This is a genomic window from Paraburkholderia sp. SIMBA_030 (assembly GCF_046535245.1).
GTDB lineage: Bacteria > Pseudomonadota > Gammaproteobacteria > Burkholderiales > Burkholderiaceae > Paraburkholderia.
In genome coordinates this window covers 1-15,230 of record NZ_JAWRXB010000029.1, presented here as the reverse complement: position 1 = coordinate 15,230, position 15,230 = coordinate 1, and the positions used below count along the sequence as shown (strand labels likewise).

The 15,230-nt window shown below is 63.9% G+C and carries 13 protein-coding genes; 11 read left to right on the top strand and 2 right to left on the bottom strand.

All coding sequences use genetic code 11. From position 1 onward, the window contains the following. Window positions 1–35 precede the first annotated feature (35 nt). Together SB772_RS35405 and cydX are read right to left on the bottom strand one after the other, a co-directional pair. On the bottom strand, window positions 36–626 hold the full coding sequence (locus SB772_RS35405; RefSeq protein ID WP_410837776.1) for an AAA family ATPase: 591 nt from the start codon (window positions 624–626) through the stop codon (window positions 36–38). Further along, window positions 623–781, bottom strand: coding sequence for a cytochrome bd-I oxidase subunit CydX (gene cydX / locus SB772_RS35400; protein WP_410837775.1), 159 nt, complete (start codon window positions 779–781; stop codon window positions 623–625). Before cydX ends, SB772_RS35405 begins: the two co-directional genes overlap by 4 nt. A gap of 364 nt (window positions 782–1,145) precedes the next feature. On the opposite strand from cydX, the gene SB772_RS35395 reads away from it, so the two are divergent. From SB772_RS35395 to SB772_RS35345, 11 genes are all read left to right on the top strand, one after another. Continuing rightward, window positions 1,146–1,586 (top strand): hypothetical protein, encoded by a 441-nt coding sequence (locus tag SB772_RS35395; protein ID WP_410837774.1) that lies wholly within the window; start codon window positions 1,146–1,148, stop codon window positions 1,584–1,586. 175 nt (window positions 1,587–1,761) lie between these two features. After that, window positions 1,762–2,739, top strand: coding sequence for a magnesium/cobalt transporter CorA (gene corA / locus SB772_RS35390; RefSeq protein WP_410837773.1), 978 nt, complete (start codon window positions 1,762–1,764; stop codon window positions 2,737–2,739). Window positions 2,740–3,160: 421 nt separating this feature from the next. Further along, window positions 3,161–4,123 (top strand): sugar ABC transporter substrate-binding protein, encoded by a 963-nt coding sequence (locus tag SB772_RS35385; protein WP_410837772.1) that lies wholly within the window; start codon window positions 3,161–3,163, stop codon window positions 4,121–4,123. A 304-nt stretch (window positions 4,124–4,427) separates the two neighbouring features. Then, a complete protein-coding gene (locus tag SB772_RS35380; protein ID WP_410837771.1) occupies window positions 4,428–6,023 on the top strand; it encodes a sugar ABC transporter ATP-binding protein in 1,596 nt (531 codons plus the stop codon). Then, on the top strand, window positions 6,020–7,060 hold the full coding sequence (locus SB772_RS35375) for an ABC transporter permease (protein WP_410837770.1): 1,041 nt from the start codon (window positions 6,020–6,022) through the stop codon (window positions 7,058–7,060). The genes SB772_RS35380 and SB772_RS35375 overlap by 4 nt, the downstream gene beginning before the upstream one ends. A gap of 149 nt (window positions 7,061–7,209) precedes the next feature. Next, window positions 7,210–8,250, top strand: coding sequence for a LacI family DNA-binding transcriptional regulator (locus SB772_RS35370; protein ID WP_410837769.1), 1,041 nt, complete (start codon window positions 7,210–7,212; stop codon window positions 8,248–8,250). A 20-nt stretch (window positions 8,251–8,270) separates the two neighbouring features. After that, complete coding sequence (gene rbsK, locus SB772_RS35365) at window positions 8,271–9,200, top strand: ribokinase (RefSeq protein WP_410837768.1); 930 nt, start codon at window positions 8,271–8,273, stop codon at window positions 9,198–9,200. 323 nt (window positions 9,201–9,523) lie between these two features. After that, entirely contained in the window at window positions 9,524–11,305 is a 1,782-nt protein-coding gene (locus SB772_RS35360; RefSeq protein WP_410837767.1) for a methyl-accepting chemotaxis protein, read from the top strand. A 353-nt stretch (window positions 11,306–11,658) separates the two neighbouring features. Then, window positions 11,659–12,420, top strand: a complete 762-nt coding sequence (locus SB772_RS35355; protein ID WP_410837766.1) for a 2-keto-4-pentenoate hydratase — start codon at window positions 11,659–11,661, stop codon at window positions 12,418–12,420. 99 nt (window positions 12,421–12,519) lie between these two features. Continuing rightward, window positions 12,520–12,789 (top strand): hypothetical protein, encoded by a 270-nt coding sequence (locus SB772_RS35350; protein WP_410837765.1) that lies wholly within the window; start codon window positions 12,520–12,522, stop codon window positions 12,787–12,789. A gap of 384 nt (window positions 12,790–13,173) precedes the next feature. Next, a complete protein-coding gene (locus SB772_RS35345) occupies window positions 13,174–15,096 on the top strand; it encodes a PrkA family serine protein kinase (protein ID WP_410837764.1) in 1,923 nt (640 codons plus the stop codon). The last annotated feature ends 134 nt before the right edge of the window (window positions 15,097–15,230 follow it).

The window sequence follows — 15,230 nt, the reverse complement described above, 5'->3', positions numbered from 1 at the left end:
GATGCCATGCCGAAGCGGGTGGGCCGCATCGTCCCTCACGCCTGCGGTTCGCCTACGATCCGCTCGAGCAACGCTTCGTAGTCCGCGCTAGTTGGCGCGGTATTGTCGAACATCAACAGGTCTTCGCGAATGTCGCCGCTCGGCACGAAGCGGCGTTGCCGATACTCGTCCCAATGCGCGAGTTTGTATGCATCGTTCGGATTGCCGCGGTCGACGATACGCTGATGCGCCAGCGCTTCCGACGTATAGACCCATACGACCCGCAGCGCCACATCCGCGCCGACACCCAGCCACGCGCGATCGAACAGGCGCCGCTCGCGAACTTCGCGCGACAGCGGCCCGACCACCAGCGCGCTCACGCCGAGCGCGAGATTGTCGCGAGCGGTATCGAGCAGACCGCGATACTCCGCGTCGCGCAGGTGCTGCAGGAAAAGCGGACTGTCGCGGTCGTTCGGATCGCCGGTCAGCATGCCCATGGCGACCGCGCTGTAGCTGCCGTACAGCGTATCCTTATCGAGCAGGCAGAAGGGCGCGGCGCTCGCGCTCATCAGCGGGCCGATCAGCTTCTTTGCCAACGTGGTCTTGCCGGTGCCTGCGTGACCGCAGAAGAAAACCAGATGGGTCACGAAGGCGTGTTCGCGGGAGTGTCTGGCGGGCCGCCGTGCGGGTCGGCGCGCAACGGCTCACGCGCGAATGTGCCGTTGGCTTCGAGCCACATCACATTGATGATGCCGAAGCCCAAGGCCACGCCGATGCCGAGAATCCAGCTGAAATACCACATTGCGGTCTCCTTGATCGTAGGTCCGGCGTGGCGCACAACCGGGCGTTGCGCGCAGCCGGTACAGCGAGGCGAACATGCCGGCAAACAAAGGCAGCACGCGCTGGACCCGAGGGTAAATCCGCAGTCGGCAGCGCCCACACAGCAGCCCTTTGCAGCGATCATGAAGAAAGACGCAGCGCCGCGCAAGAGCGCGCGTCGAATTTCTCCATCCGGCCAGCATGGCACAGCTGTCGCGCATTGCTATCATCCTTTGCAGTGAATGAGCGGGGCGATTCACGTGTGTGGCGGCAGAACCAGCAGCAAGCATCGCGCAATGCGTCAAGAACGAGAAGTCACACGACAACCCACACCAGGGAGACCCAGCATGGCGGCGCACCCGCATTTCCGCTGGAAAGCCATGCTGCTCGCCGGCACCGTCGTGTCGCTGGCCGCTTGCGCCTCGACGCCCGCCGAGCCTGTCCCGTTCAGGGAAGTGCCGTCAGCGCGCATCGTCAAGCCAGGCTATACGCAGCGCGCGGCCGAACGGGTTGCCGTCGATGTGCGCCGTGAGCGTTCGCGCGACGTCATCGTCCGGTTTCGCGATGCACTGGTGTATATCGACGGCGAGCAGGTCACCGATCTGCTGAACGGCGAGCATGTGGTCTTCTATCTGAGCCCGGGCGTGCATCGCATCGGCGTGTCCACGCAGTTCGATCCGGTTGTCGAGTTGCAATTCGCGGTGACGGCGGATCCACGCTACACGAACCGCGCTTCGGTTACGTTCGGCCAGGATCACCGCATCGCCTTGCGCCGTGTCGCCCTGTAACGCACCACGCGCACACCGCGCCAAGCCGCTTCCAGGTTTAACAAACTCGATACATGGGGTTCACTCGGAGCACTTAACATGGCGGTTATCGCGTATTCGCTCATGCAGACCTGACGCCGCGCCGATGCACACTGCGACGGCGGCTGGTCCGCTTCCATGTTCAAGGTAATCCAACATGCTGATCAATTGCGCCGCTTATCAGGACGGCCGGAAGCTGGCCGACATCGAGATCGACAACATCAGTGACTACGTCGCGCGGCCCGAGTGCTTCGTCTGGGTCGCGCTGAAAGACCCAGGCCCTGGCGAGCTGGCCGTGATGAAACACGAGTTCGGCCTGCACGAGCTCGCGATCGAGGACGCGCAAAACGGCCATCAGCGCCCGAAAATCGAGGAATACGGCGAGTCGCTATTCGCCGTGCTGCACACCGTCGAGATGGACGAAGAGGGCGAACTGCTGATCGGCGAAGTCGACGTATTCGTCGGGCGCAACTATGTGCTGTCAGTGCGGCGCGGCACCCGCGTCGGCTTTCAGAATGTGCGTGCCCGCTGCGAACGCGAGCCGCATTTGCTCAAAGAAGGCTCGGCATTCGTGCTGTACGCACTGGCCGACGACGTCGTCGATCGCTATTTTCCGATCGTCGAGGCAATGAACACTGAGATCGAGGAACTCGAAGACCGCATCTTCGAGCGCAACAATTCGGCGGCCTCGCGCGCGATCATCGAGGATCTGTACTCGCTCAAGCGGCGCCTCGTGATCCTCCAGCACCACATCACGCCGTTGCAGGAAGCGATCGGCAAGCTGACGGGCGGTCGCATTCCGAGCGTCTGCGGCGGCATGCAGGCGTACTTTCGCGACGTCTACGATCACCTCGAGCGGATCGTCAGAACCATCGAAGGCAGGCGCGAAATGGTCGTCACCGCGGTGCAGGTCAATCTGGGGATGATCTCGCTCGCCGAAAACGAGGTGACCAAGCGTCTCGGCTCGTTCGCCGCGCTGTTCGCGGTGCCCACCATGATCGCGGGCATCTACGGGATGAACTTCCAGAGCATCCCCGAGTTGCACTATAAGTACGGTTATCCGGTCTGTCTGGCCGTCATGCTGACAGTCGACCTGGTGCTGTTCTGGCGCTTCCGCAGAGTAGGCTGGCTATAGATCAGTCGCGGCCGGTCGCGGCTAAACCACACTGAGCCACCCTGATTCACCGCCATTCGCCCCGAGCGTCGCGCCCGCGCTTCGATCGCTCCAGCGTTCTCCGGGCTTGCATCGTGCGCAATAAAAGTCCAGCATAAGCGGCCCGCCGGCTGCAAACCTTGCAGCCGGCGGCAACCATCCGCTACGCACGGACCGAGCGAGGGACCCATGCCAAAACGCTGCCTGCCGGTGCGCTTATACAGCACGCCGGCGCGAATCGATCGACCGCACCGCACGGACGCACAGGCTGCGCGCCGATGCACTGCAACACTGCGAATCGTTGACATTCCGAACAGACTGCGCTGAGAATAGGCCTCGCAAACGTTTGCGCGCCACTAAAAATACGGCTCGTTCGCGAGCCCTGACAACTTTGGAGATTTGCATGAGCCATCGCATTCGCCGCCGCCTGCTGGCGGCTGCCGTCCTCGCCGCCGCCACTGCTGCCTTGCCGCTTTCCACCGCGTACGCGCAAACCGCGCCCGCCCACAAGCCGAAGGTCGCGCTGGTGATGAAGTCGCTCGCGAACGAGTTTTTCCTGACCATGGAGAATGGCGCGAAGGACTACCAGAAACACAATCCCGCGCAGTTCGATCTGATCACCAACGGCATCAAGGACGAGACCGATACCGCGAACCAGATCCGCATCGTCGAACAGATGATCGTTTCGAAGGTCGATGCGATCGTGCTGGCCCCGGCTGATTCGAAGGCGCTGGTGCCGGTCGTCAAGAAAGCGGTCGATGCGGGCATCGTGGTCGTGAACATCGACAACCGGCTCGACCCGGACGTGCTCAAGTCGAAAGACCTGAACGTGCCGTTCGTCGGTCCGGATAACCGCAAGGGCGCGCAGAAGGTCGGCGACTACCTGGCGAAGAAGCTGAAGTCGGGCGACGAGGTCGGCATTCTCGAAGGCGTGTCGACCACCACCAACGCACAGCAGCGCACCGCGGGCTTCAAGGACGCGATGCAGACCGTCGGCGCGAAAGTCGACTCGGTGCAATCGGGCGAATGGGAAATCGACAAGGGCAACGCGGTGGCGTCGGCCATGCTCAATGAATATCCGAACCTGAAGGCGCTGCTCGCCGGCAACGACAACATGGCGATCGGCGCGGTGTCGGCCGTGCGCGCGGCGGGCAAGCAGGGCAAGGTGATGGTGGTCGGCTACGACAACATCGGCGCGATCAGGCCGATGCTGAAGGACGGCCGCGTGCTCGCCACCGCCGACCAGTACGCCGCCAAGCAGGCCGTGTTCGGTATCGATACCGCGCTGAAGGCGATCAACGAGCACAAGAAGCAGTCGCAGTTGTCCGGCGTGGTGGAAACGCCGGTTGATCTGGTGACGAAGTAAGCACCGGCCAGTCAACCCGGGCACACGGATTCGCGGATTCGCGCATACGCCGCTGTACGGTTTATGCGCGGTGAATCATGCGAATCCGTGTCAATTCAATAAACGCTCAAGAATCCTGTTGCGCCGCCGTTAAGTCCAGAGGTAAGCGTCATGACGGCGGCTGCGCGGCGGGAGGGTGTGTGGCCGGAAGCGCCTGCGCATTTCGCGCGCGCATTGGGCCGGCATGACACGTGGCGCTCGGCGGCTTGCTTCATTCGAGCGAATCGCATGAAGCCTCTTCGAGCGCCCCGGAACCAGGATTGCAATGGATTCAACCGACCACGACGCCTTACCCGCCGTACTGTCCGTCAGCGGCATCGGTAAGACCTATGCCGAACCGGTGCTCGCCGACGTTTCGTTGTCGCTGCGCGCCGGTGAGGTATTGGCGCTGACCGGCGAGAACGGCGCAGGCAAGAGTACGCTGTCCAAAATTATCGGTGGGCTCGTCGACCCGAGCGCCGGCACGATGCGCCTCGGCGGTGCGCCGTATGCGCCGGCCAGCCGCACCGAAGCCGAAGCGCTCGGCGTGCGGATGGTCATGCAGGAGCTGAATCTGCTGCCGACGCTGTCGGTCGCGGAAAACCTGTTTCTGAACCGCTTGCCGCAGGCCGGCGCATTGCGCTTCGGCTGGATCGACCGCCGCAAGCTGCGCGAGGACGCCCGCCATGCGATGGCGCAAGTCGGGCTCGACGCGATCGATCCGGATACGCTGGTGGGCGAACTCGGCATCGGGCATCAACAGATGGTCGAGATCGCGCGCAATCTGATCGGCGACTGCCGCGTGCTGATCCTCGACGAGCCGACCGCGATGCTGACCGCGCGCGAGGTCGACTTGCTGTTCGAGCAGATCGAACGGTTGAAATCTCGCGGCGTCGCGCTGGTGTATATCTCGCATCGCCTCGAAGAACTGGCGCGCGTGGCTGAACAGATCGCGGTGCTGCGCGACGGCAAGCTGGTGCATGTCGACGCGATGGCCAACCTGAGCAGCGACCAGATCGTCACGTGGATGGTGGGGCGCGAACTCGGCGAGCGGATCGATCTGGGCGTGCGCAAGATCGGCGCGCCCTTGCTGAAGGTTGACCGGCTAACGCGTGGCAAGGCGGTACGCGACGTATCGTTCGAGGTGCGCGCGGGCGAGATTTTCGGCGTCAGCGGATTGATCGGCGCGGGCCGCACCGAGCTGATGCGGCTGATTTACGGCGCCGATCAGAAGGACGGCGGCACGGTGTCGCTGGCGCGCACGCCGGGCGAAACGCCTGCGCCGGTACAGATCGGCTCGCCGTCGGACGCGGTGCGTGCCGGCATCGCGCTGATCACCGAAGACCGCAAAGGCGAGGGCCTGTTGCTGCCGCAACCGATCGCCGCCAACGTGTCGCTCGGCAATATCGGCAGCGTGGCGCGGCACGGCATCGTCGATGCGAAGCGCGAGAACGCGCTGGCGCAAAAGCAGATCGACGCGATGCGGATTCGCAGCTCGGGGCCCGGGCAGATTGTCGGCGAGCTGTCGGGCGGCAACCAGCAGAAGGTCGTGATCGGCCGCTGGCTGGCGCGCGAGTGCCGCGTGCTGCTATTCGACGAACCTACGCGCGGCATCGACGTCGGCGCGAAGTTCGATATCTATGGCTTGATGGGTGCGCTGGCTCGCGAAGGCCGCGCGCTCGTCGTGGTGTCGAGCGACCTGCGTGAACTGATGCTGATCTGCGACCGGATCGGCGTGATGTCCGCGGGAAGCATGACGGGTGTGTTCGAACGCGACGGCTGGTCGCAGGATGCGTTGCTGGCCGCGGCTTTCGCCGGTTACCGCAGCCGCGAAGCGTTGCTGCACGCCCCCGATACCAACGAAGCAGGGAGTCTGTCATGACCCATCAATCGATGCAGGAAGCATCGGGCGGCAAGCCGGGCGCGCAGGTGACGCCGCCGGCCGACCCGTCCGCGCCGCTCGCCAGCGGCAAGCCGGCCGGCACGCGGCTGGGCTTTTCGAACTACCTGGGTCTCGCCGGCGCGTTGCTGGCGATGATCGTGCTGTTCTCGCTGCTGAGCTCCCACTTCTTGACGTACGACACGTTCAGCACGATCGCCAATCAGATCCCTGATCTGGTGGTGATGTCGGTCGGCATGACCTTCGTGCTGATCATCGCCGGGATCGATCTGTCGGTGGGTTCGGTGCTGGCGCTGGGGGCGTCGGTGGTCAGCGTGGCGGCCTTGAAGTGGGGCTGGGGGCCGTTGCCGTCGGCGCTGCTCGGGGTCGCCGCGGCGGCGCTGACCGGCACCCTGACCGGCTCGGTGACGGTGGGCTGGCGGATTCCGTCGTTCATCGTCTCGCTCGGCGTGCTCGAAGCGGCGCGGGGCCTCGCGTATCAGATGACGAATTCGCGCACTGCCTATATCGGCGACGCCTTCGATTTTCTGTCGAACCCGATCGCGCTCGGCATCTCGCCGGCGTTCCTGATCGCGGTGGCGGTCATGGTCGTGGCGCAGCTGGTGCTCACGCGCACGGTATTCGGCCGCTATCTGGTCGGTATCGGCACCAACGAGGAAGCGGTGCGGCTCGCGGGCGTCAACCCCAGTCCGTACAAGATCATCGTGTTCGCGTTGATGGGCGCGCTCGCGGGACTGGCCGCGCTGTTCCAGATTTCGCGTCTGGAAGCGGCCGACCCGAACGCGGGCGTCGGCCTGGAGCTGCAGGTGATCGCGGCGGTGGTGATCGGCGGCACCAGCCTGATGGGCGGGCGCGGTTCGGTCATCAGCACTTTTTTCGGTGTATTGATCATTTCGGTGCTGGCAGCCGGCCTCGCGCAGATCGGCGCGAACGAGCCGACCAAGCGGATGATCACCGGTGCGGTCATTGTCGTGGCGGTGGTGCTGGATACCTACCGCAGCCGCCGCAAGCGCGCCTGAGCGGCGCCCGGCAAAGCGGCACGGCAGGTCATGGTTGGCAGTGGCAGCAGGCTTAAGGTTCAAGGGTTTGGGTCTGTCATCGATGAAACGTCCGGTGCGGCGCCAGTTGGCGCAGCCGGCGGGAACAACAGGCAGGAGAGCAACAGTTTATGGCGACGATCAAGGATGTAGCGGCCGTGGCGGGTGTGTCGTTCACCACGGTTTCGCACGTGGTGAACAACTCGCGGCCGGTGTCGGCCGACGTGCGGGCGAAGGTCGAACACGCGATCCGTCAGCTTCACTATGTACCGTCGGCGGTGGCCCGCTCGCTCAAGGCGCGGGCGACGGCGACGATCGGTCTGGTGGTGCCGAACAGCACGAATCCGTATTTCGCGGAACTGGCGCGCGGCATCGAAGACGGTTGCTCGCGCAATGGCTACTGCGTGTTCTTCTGCAATTCCGACGACGATCCGGCCAAGCAGCGCAACTACCTGCGCGTGCTGCAGGAAAAGCGTATCGACGGGCTCATCGTCGCTTCCGCCGGCGACGACGAGGTGCTCGCGCAAACGCTCGCCGACGCGCGCGAGCCGCTGGTGGTGGTGGACCGCAACATCGAAGGCCTGAACGCGGATCTGGTGCAGATCGACCACGAGAAGGGCGCGTACCTCGCCACCCGCCATCTGCTCGAACTGGGGCACGTGCGGATCGGCTGCATTACCGGGCCGGTCAAGACGGCGGTGAGCGCCATGCGGGTGCACGGTTTCATCCGCGCGATGACCGAGCGCGGCATCGACATTCCGCCCGATGCGATTGTGGAAAGCGATTTTTCGGGCACGGGCGGCCATCGCGCGGCCGGTCAGCTGTTCGACACCGTGAAACCGTCGGCGATTTTTGCCGGCAACGACATGATGGGCATCGGCGCGCTGCGCGCCGCGGCGGAGCGCAATATCAGCGTGCCGCGCGATTGCTCGATCATCGGCTTCGACGATATCGAACTGGGGCGCTTCACTTATCCGGCGCTGTCGACGGTCGGGCAGTCGGTGCGCGCGCTCGGCGATATGGCCGCGCAGACGCTGATCGAACGCATCGCCGGGACCTCGACAGGCACGCCGCGCGCGCCGGGCCGCCGGCGAGTCGTGTCGCCGCGGCTGATCGTGCGTGAATCGACCGCGACGTGGGCCGGAGCGGCCAAGCGCAATCTGGCAGCCTGAGCAGACTTGAGGAGAAGGCAGTGGCAAGCAATGAAACGCGCGGACGCGTGGCGGTGGTCGGCAGTCTGAACATGGACCTCGTCGCGCGCGCGCCGCGTCTGCCGCATCCCGGCGAGACGCTCGCCGGCCGCACCTTTGCGCAGGTGGCGGGCGGCAAGGGCGGCAACCAGGCGGTGGCGGCCGCGCGCCTCGGCGCGCAGGTGTCGATGCTCGGTTGTGTCGGCGCCGACGCGAACGGCGCGCAATTGCGCGCCGGACTCGAAACGGAGGGCATCGATTGTGCGGCCGTCGAAACCGGGGCGCAGGCCACCGGTGTCGCGCTGATCGTCGTCGATGACGCCAGCCAGAACGCGATCGTAATCGTCGCGGGCAGCAACGGCGAAGTCACGCCCGCGACGATCGCGCGTTATGAAGCGGTGCTGGCCGCTGCCGACGTCGTGATCTGCCAGCTCGAAACGCCGCCCGATGCGGTGCGCGCAGCGCTTGCCGCGGCGCGGCGCCTGGGCAAAACGGTGATCCTGAATCCCGCGCCCGCCACCGGCCCCTTACCGGCCGACTGGCTGCCGCTGATCGACTATCTGATTCCGAACGAACTCGAGGCCGCGACGCTGACCGGTATGCCGGTCGCCACGCCCGCCGATGCGGCTCAGGCGGCCGCCAAACTGCGCCGGGCCGGCGCGCGCAGTGTGCTGGTGACGCTCGGTCCGCGTGGCGTGCACGCGACGCTCGACGGCACGGAGGCGACGCTTTACGACGCGCCGCGCGTCAACGCTGTCGATACCACGGCGGCAGGCGACACCTTCATCGGCGGATTCGCGGCGCAACTCGCGCGAGGCGCGAGCGTCGATGCGGCGATCCGTTTCGCGCAACGCGCCGCGGCGCTTTCGGTGACGCGCGCCGGCGCGCAGCCTTCGATTCCCACCCGAGCTGAACTGGACGCATCGGCTTGACGAACGCATGACGTGGTGGCGCTGTCCGCGAGAGCCGGACAGTGCCGCGTTCCGGTTTCGACGGTCGGCGGCGCCACTGTCAAAAGAATCTCTCACTTCCAGCGCGCGTTCCCCACATCGCCGCGCCAGACAGCTTTTTGTAATTTCTTCCATCTGCTTACAACGGCTTTCTTCATACCATATAAAAGCTTCAAGTGCGGCGATCGAGTGCCGTAAACGAAAATTAGATCGGCGCGCCAAAAAAAAGCGCCGCGCGCTGAAAGACGACACGGTACCCCGCGCTGCATATGCAGCCTCTCATCTGGTTAAGTACAGGAAAAAGCATGTTGAACAAAGGGATCTCGATCAAGGCGCGGATTGGCCTCACGATGGCTTTTCTCGCCGCACTGCTGGTTGCTATCGGCGTTTTCGGTTTGTTCGGCATGAGCCGCTCGAACGACGCATACCGGGATACTTTCACCAACGCAATGCCGAGTGCGGTCGACATCGCCAACGCCGAGCTTTACGCGGCGCGCGAGCGCCTGGCGCTCGATCGCGCCGCGTTCCAGGCGGGCACGCCGGATGCCGCAGCGACGATCGAGCGCGCGCACGCCATGCGCACCTTGTCCGACAAATGGTGGAAAGGGTACATCGATCTGCCGCGCGACGCGGAAGAGGACCGCCTCGCCCAGACGGTGATCGGTAAGCGCGACGCGCTGCATCAGCAGCTGGACGCGTTCGTCGCTGTCATCACGGCGAACGACCAGACCAAAATCGTCGACAGCGCCAAGCGCTTGCAGGTTGCCTATAACGATCTGGCCGAAGCCGACCTGGCGCTGAGCAAATTCCAGTTCGTGTTGGCCAAGAGCGGTTTCGACTCCGCGCAAAACAGCTTCGAGGTGTTCCGCATGGTCAGCATCGGCGCGCTGCTGGCCGGGGTAATCGCCGCCGTGCTGTCGTACCTGACGCTCAGCCGCGCGATTGGCCGGCCGCTCGGCGAAGCGCTCGGTCATTTCGATGCGATCGCCGCAGGCGATTTGCGCCACCCGGTCGTGATCGCCTCGCGCGACGAAATGGGGCAGTTGCTCGAAGGCATCGCCAGGATGAAGCACAGCCTCACCGAAACGGTGCGCACGGTGCGCAGCGGCAGCGAATCGATCGCGACCGCCACCCGTCAGATCGCCGCCGGCAATATCGACCTGTCTTCGCGTACCGAAGAGCAGGCGTCGGCGCTGCAGGAAACCGCATCGAGCATGGATGAGCTGACCGGCACGGTCAAGCAGAACGCCGACAACGCCCGCCAGGCGAGCTCGCTGGCGGCCAACGCGTCGGAGATCGCCAACCGGGGCAGCGCGGTGGTCGGCCAGGTGGTCGGCACGATGGGCGACATCAACCAGAGTTCGGCGAAGATCGCCGACATCATCTCGATCATCGAAGGGATTGCGTTCCAGACCAATATCCTGGCGCTGAACGCGGCCGTGGAAGCGGCGCGGGCCGGCGAAGAAGGGCGCGGCTTCGCGGTCGTGGCAGGCGAGGTGCGCAGTCTGGCGCAGCGTTCGTCGGCGGCGGCCAAGGAAATCAAGGAACTGATCGACACCTCGGTCGAGCGCGTGCAGTCCGGCTCGGCGCTCGTCGACGAGGCCGGTCGCACGATGGATGAAATCATCGGCGCGGTGCAACGCGTGACCGACATCATGGGTGAAATCGCAGCGGCCTCGGAAGAGCAAAGCAGCGGCATCGACCAGGTGGCGCGCGCCGTCACGCAGATGGACGAGGTCACGCAGCAGAATGCGGCGCTGGTCGAAGAAGCGGCGGCAGCAGCACAATCGCTCGAAGATCAGGCCGGCAAGCTGCGCACCGCGGTCGCGGTGTTCCAGCTCGAAGACGGCGGCCATACCGCGCCGGTCAGCGCCGCGCCGAAGCCGAAGCGCGCAGCAGCGCCGATCCGGCCGATGGCGGCGCGCAAGGCGTCCGCTGGGGCAGCGAAGGTGTCCGGCGCACCGGCAGCAGCGCCGTCCGCACCGTCCGCTGCCGAGCCGGTCAAGGCGTCCGCCAAGGCGTCCGTCAAGGCGCCTGCCAAGGCATTGGCGAGCGCCGGCAGCGATCAGGATTGGGAAACCTTTTGATCGGTGTTCGTGCTGCAACGTTCGTTCCCTATTGCGACGCATGTGAACTCGTGCGGCGCGGATCACCGAACGAAAACGCGCACGACAACCCGCACGACAGCAAAAAGGCCGCGATTGCGTACGCAACCGCGGCCTTTTGCCGTGCACTGCGGACTAACGAACGTCTACGATGACAGTCGGTGCCCTGGCGCGTCCTGTGATCCGGTACATTGACGGGCGCGACTGCGTCTTGCATCGGCGACATCGGCCGGCGCCGGCAGTCGGCGAGCGGACCTCGGACGGCACAAACGCAATCCCGGCGCCGCGAGTCCGCAGCAACCCACCTTTCAACGCGCCAGCCATAAAGGACCGACATGACGCCACACGACCTCGCGCACCGCCTCGTCGAAGCACGCAGGCAGCATTGCCCGATCGATGCGCCCGCCCCCGACAGCTTGCCGCCCGATGCGGCAACCGCGTACGCGATCCAGCAGGCCGTCATCGCGGGCCTCGGTGAATCGACCGGCGCGTGGAAGATCGGCGCCAAAGCGCCGGGCGGCGCGGCCTCGGGCGCGCCGATTCCGGCCTCGCTGGTGCTGCCCTCGCCGGCGCGGGTCGCCCGCGCGGGTTTCTTCCGGATACTGCTGGAACTGGAGATCGCCTTCCGCTTTACCGAGGCGATCGAGCCGCGCGGCAGAGCGTATGCGCGCGACGAGGTGCTGTCGAAGGTGGGCGTGGTGTTGCCGGCCATCGAGATCGTCGACAGCCGCTTTACCGAGTGGCCGAACGTCGCGCCCCTCGCGCAACTGGCCGATGCGCAGAACAACGGCGCGTTGATCACCGGCCATCCGGTTGCCTATGCGGGCCTCGCGCGTGGCTTCGATTTCGTGTCGCCCGAACTGGAATTGAGCTTCAACGGCGACTCGCTGGTGCCGGAAGCCACCGGCAATCCCGCGGGCGATCCGCGCGAACTGCTGGTCTGGTTCGTCAACCACTGCGCGGCCATGGGTATCACCATCGAACCCGATTGGACCCTTACCACCGGTTCGTACGTCGGCGCTCACAATGTGGACGGGCCCGGCATGGTCCGTGGACATATCGACGGTCTCGGCGAAGTCGAGATTGAACTGACCTGAGTGTGTAACGGCGCGTTACGAAGCTCGCTGCAAACGGCTGCCCTCAGGCAGCCGTTTTACATTTGCCGCGGCCACGGCGGCCCCTGGCCGTATACACCTATGGAAGCCGAGGCGCGCGCGACCGTCATACACTTATTGCTTGCGGCTTGCCATGTCGCCTATGCGGTTAATGCGGGCGGGCAGGAACCAGGTGCGGCGAACGCCAATGCCGCGTTGAAGGCAATGCCAAACGGCGAGGAACAAATCCGCCGGCACGTTGACGAACAGCTTGAAGATGTGTCGGGCGTCGATGCACCGGGGGCGGACGCACGAACATGTAACACACAGCTCGTGGCTGTAGACCTAACGCTCACGCCGTGCGTTGATTGAGAAAAGCAGGCGGGCAAGCAAAAAACGCACGACGTCTACGCGTAATGCAACAAAGTGTGCGCATGCAGACAGGCTGTCTGACGCAGCGACGAGATCGTCCGATGAACGAGAACGGTCCGTGCAACGCAGCAGTAGAAACAGAGGGGGAGCAGGCAGCGCAGAGGCAGGGGAGCCCGCTTCGAAAACGCTGTGATGTGAGTGGAAGATTGTAAGTGAGCGACTCTGTGTTTCCAAGTGAGGAATGTCGGGAGGCGGGTACGGCGCGATTTTCGCAACGTAGTTCGTGAAAAAAAATTTAAAAGGGTTTAGGATGAATTCGAGCGATGTCGTTTCCGAATAGCGCGCCGCGCACGACATCGGTCTAGACTTCGGCGAGGAGGTAGCATGGATATCTACAGCAGTTTCGCGACCCGCTTCGAGAAAACGCGAGAGGATGAACTCTCGCTCGAGGAGTATCTCGCGCTCTGCAAAGACAATCCCGCCGCGTACGCCACGGCTGGCGAACGCATGTTGATGGCAATCGGGGAACCAGAACAGATCGACACACGCAACGATCCGCGCCTGTCGCGCATCTTCGCGAACAAGGTCATCAAGGTATACCCCGCATTCCGTGAGTTCTACGGAATGGAAGATGTGATCGAGCAGGTGGTCGCGTACTTCCGGCATTCGGCCCAGGGGCTCGAAGAAAAGAAACAGATTCTGTATCTGTTAGGCCCGGTCGGCGGCGGTAAATCGTCGATCGCGGAACGCTTGAAGCAGCTGATGGAACGCGTGCCTTTCTACTCGATCAAGGGCTCGCCCGTGAACGAGTCGCCGCTTGGGCTTTTCGATTACGACGAGGACGGTCCGATCCTCGAAGAACAGTACGGTATTCCGCGCCGCTACCTGAAAAACATTCTGAGTCCGTGGGCCGTGAAGCGCCTGCACGAATACAACGGCGACATCCGCAAGTTCCGCGTGGTGCGCCGCTATCCATCCATCCTGCGGCAAATCGGCATCGCCAAGACCGAACCGGGCGACGAAAACAATCAGGACATTTCGTCGCTCGTCGGCAAGGTCGACATCCGCAAGCTCGAACAGTACGCACAAGACGACGCCGACGCGTATAGCTACTCCGGCGGCCTGTGTCTTGCGAATCAGGGCTTGCTCGAATTCGTCGAAATGTTCAAGGCGCCGATCAAGGTCCTGCACCCGCTGCTCACCGCGACTCAGGAAGGCAACTTCAAGGGCACGGAAGGCTTCGGCGCGATTCCGTTCGACGGCGTGATTCTGGCGCACTCGAACGAGTCCGAATGGAAGGCGTTCCGCAACAACCGCAACAACGAAGCACTGCTCGACCGGATCTTCGTCGTGAAGGTGCCGTACTGCCTGCGCTACAGCGAAGAGGTCAAGATCTATGAGAAGCTGCTGCGTAATTCGTCGCTGGCCAGTGCGGTATGCGCGCCGGGCACGCTCAAGATGATGGCGCAGATGTCGGTGCTCACGCGCTTGCAGGAGCCGGAGAATTCCAGCCTCTTTTCGAAGATGCAGGTGTACGACGGCGAGAATCTCAAGGACACCGATCCGAAGGCGAAGTCGTATCAGGAGTACCGCGACTTCGCGGGCGTGGATGAAGGGATGACCGGCGTGTCGACCCGCTTCGCGTTCAAGATCCTCTCGCGGGTGTTCAACTTCGATTCGACCGAAGTCGCGGCCAATCCGGTGCACCTGATGTACGTGCTCGAACAGCAGATCGAGCGCGAACAGTTCCCACCGGAAACCGAGCAGAAGTATCTGTCGTTTATCAAAGACGTGCTCGCCTCGCGCTATGCCGAGTTCATCGGCAAGGAGATTCAAACCGCGTATCTGGAGTCGTATTCCGAGTATGGCCAGAACATCTTCGATCGCTACGTGACGTACGCCGACTTCTGGATTCAGGATCAGGAATTCCGCGATCACGACACCGGCGAGAGCTTCGACCGCGCGGCGCTGAACGCCGAACTGGAGAAGATCGAGAAACCTGCGGGCATCAGCAACCCGAAGGACTTCCGCAACGAGATTGTCAACTTCGTGCTGCGTGCGCGTGCCGCGAATGCGGGGAAGAACCCCGCGTGGATCAGCTACGAGAAGCTGCGCGTCGTGATCGAAAAGAAGATGTTCTCGAACACGGAGGAATTGTTGCCGGTGATTTCGTTCAACGCCAAAGGCTCGGCCGAAGAGCAACGCAAGCACGAAGACTTCGTCAACCGGATGGTCACAAAGGGGTATACGCCGAAGCAGGTACGCTTGCTGTGTGACTGGTATCTGCGCGTGCGCAAGTCGTCATGATACGCACTGCGTGCCGCTCGCGCGGCCCGGCCGCGCGAGCACCTTGCGAGGCGCAAGCTGCATGGGATGGGCGTAAGCGCTAAAGCGCCAACGCCCATCGACACGCTCTGCATGGGATGGGCGTAAGCGCTAAA

Excerpts from the sequence above, each read along its gene's own strand:
- cydX (WP_410837775.1), bottom strand. The coding sequence starts at position 781 with ATGTGGTATTTCAGCTGGATTCTCGGCATCGGCGTGGCCTTGGGCTTC.
- SB772_RS35395 (WP_410837774.1), top strand. The coding sequence starts at position 1,146 with ATGGCGGCGCACCCGCATTTCCGCTGGAAAGCCATGCTGCTCGCCGGC.
- corA (WP_410837773.1), top strand. The coding sequence starts at position 1,762 with ATGCTGATCAATTGCGCCGCTTATCAGGACGGCCGGAAGCTGGCCGAC.
- SB772_RS35385 (WP_410837772.1), top strand. The coding sequence starts at position 3,161 with ATGAGCCATCGCATTCGCCGCCGCCTGCTGGCGGCTGCCGTCCTCGCC.
- SB772_RS35380 (WP_410837771.1), top strand. The coding sequence starts at position 4,428 with ATGGATTCAACCGACCACGACGCCTTACCCGCCGTACTGTCCGTCAGC.
- SB772_RS35375 (WP_410837770.1), top strand. The coding sequence starts at position 6,020 with ATGACCCATCAATCGATGCAGGAAGCATCGGGCGGCAAGCCGGGCGCG.
- SB772_RS35370 (WP_410837769.1), top strand. The coding sequence starts at position 7,210 with ATGGCGACGATCAAGGATGTAGCGGCCGTGGCGGGTGTGTCGTTCACC.
- SB772_RS35360 (WP_410837767.1), top strand. The coding sequence starts at position 9,524 with ATGTTGAACAAAGGGATCTCGATCAAGGCGCGGATTGGCCTCACGATG.
- SB772_RS35355 (WP_410837766.1), top strand. The coding sequence starts at position 11,659 with ATGACGCCACACGACCTCGCGCACCGCCTCGTCGAAGCACGCAGGCAG.
- SB772_RS35350 (WP_410837765.1), top strand. The coding sequence starts at position 12,520 with ATGGAAGCCGAGGCGCGCGCGACCGTCATACACTTATTGCTTGCGGCT.
- SB772_RS35345 (WP_410837764.1), top strand. The coding sequence starts at position 13,174 with ATGGATATCTACAGCAGTTTCGCGACCCGCTTCGAGAAAACGCGAGAG.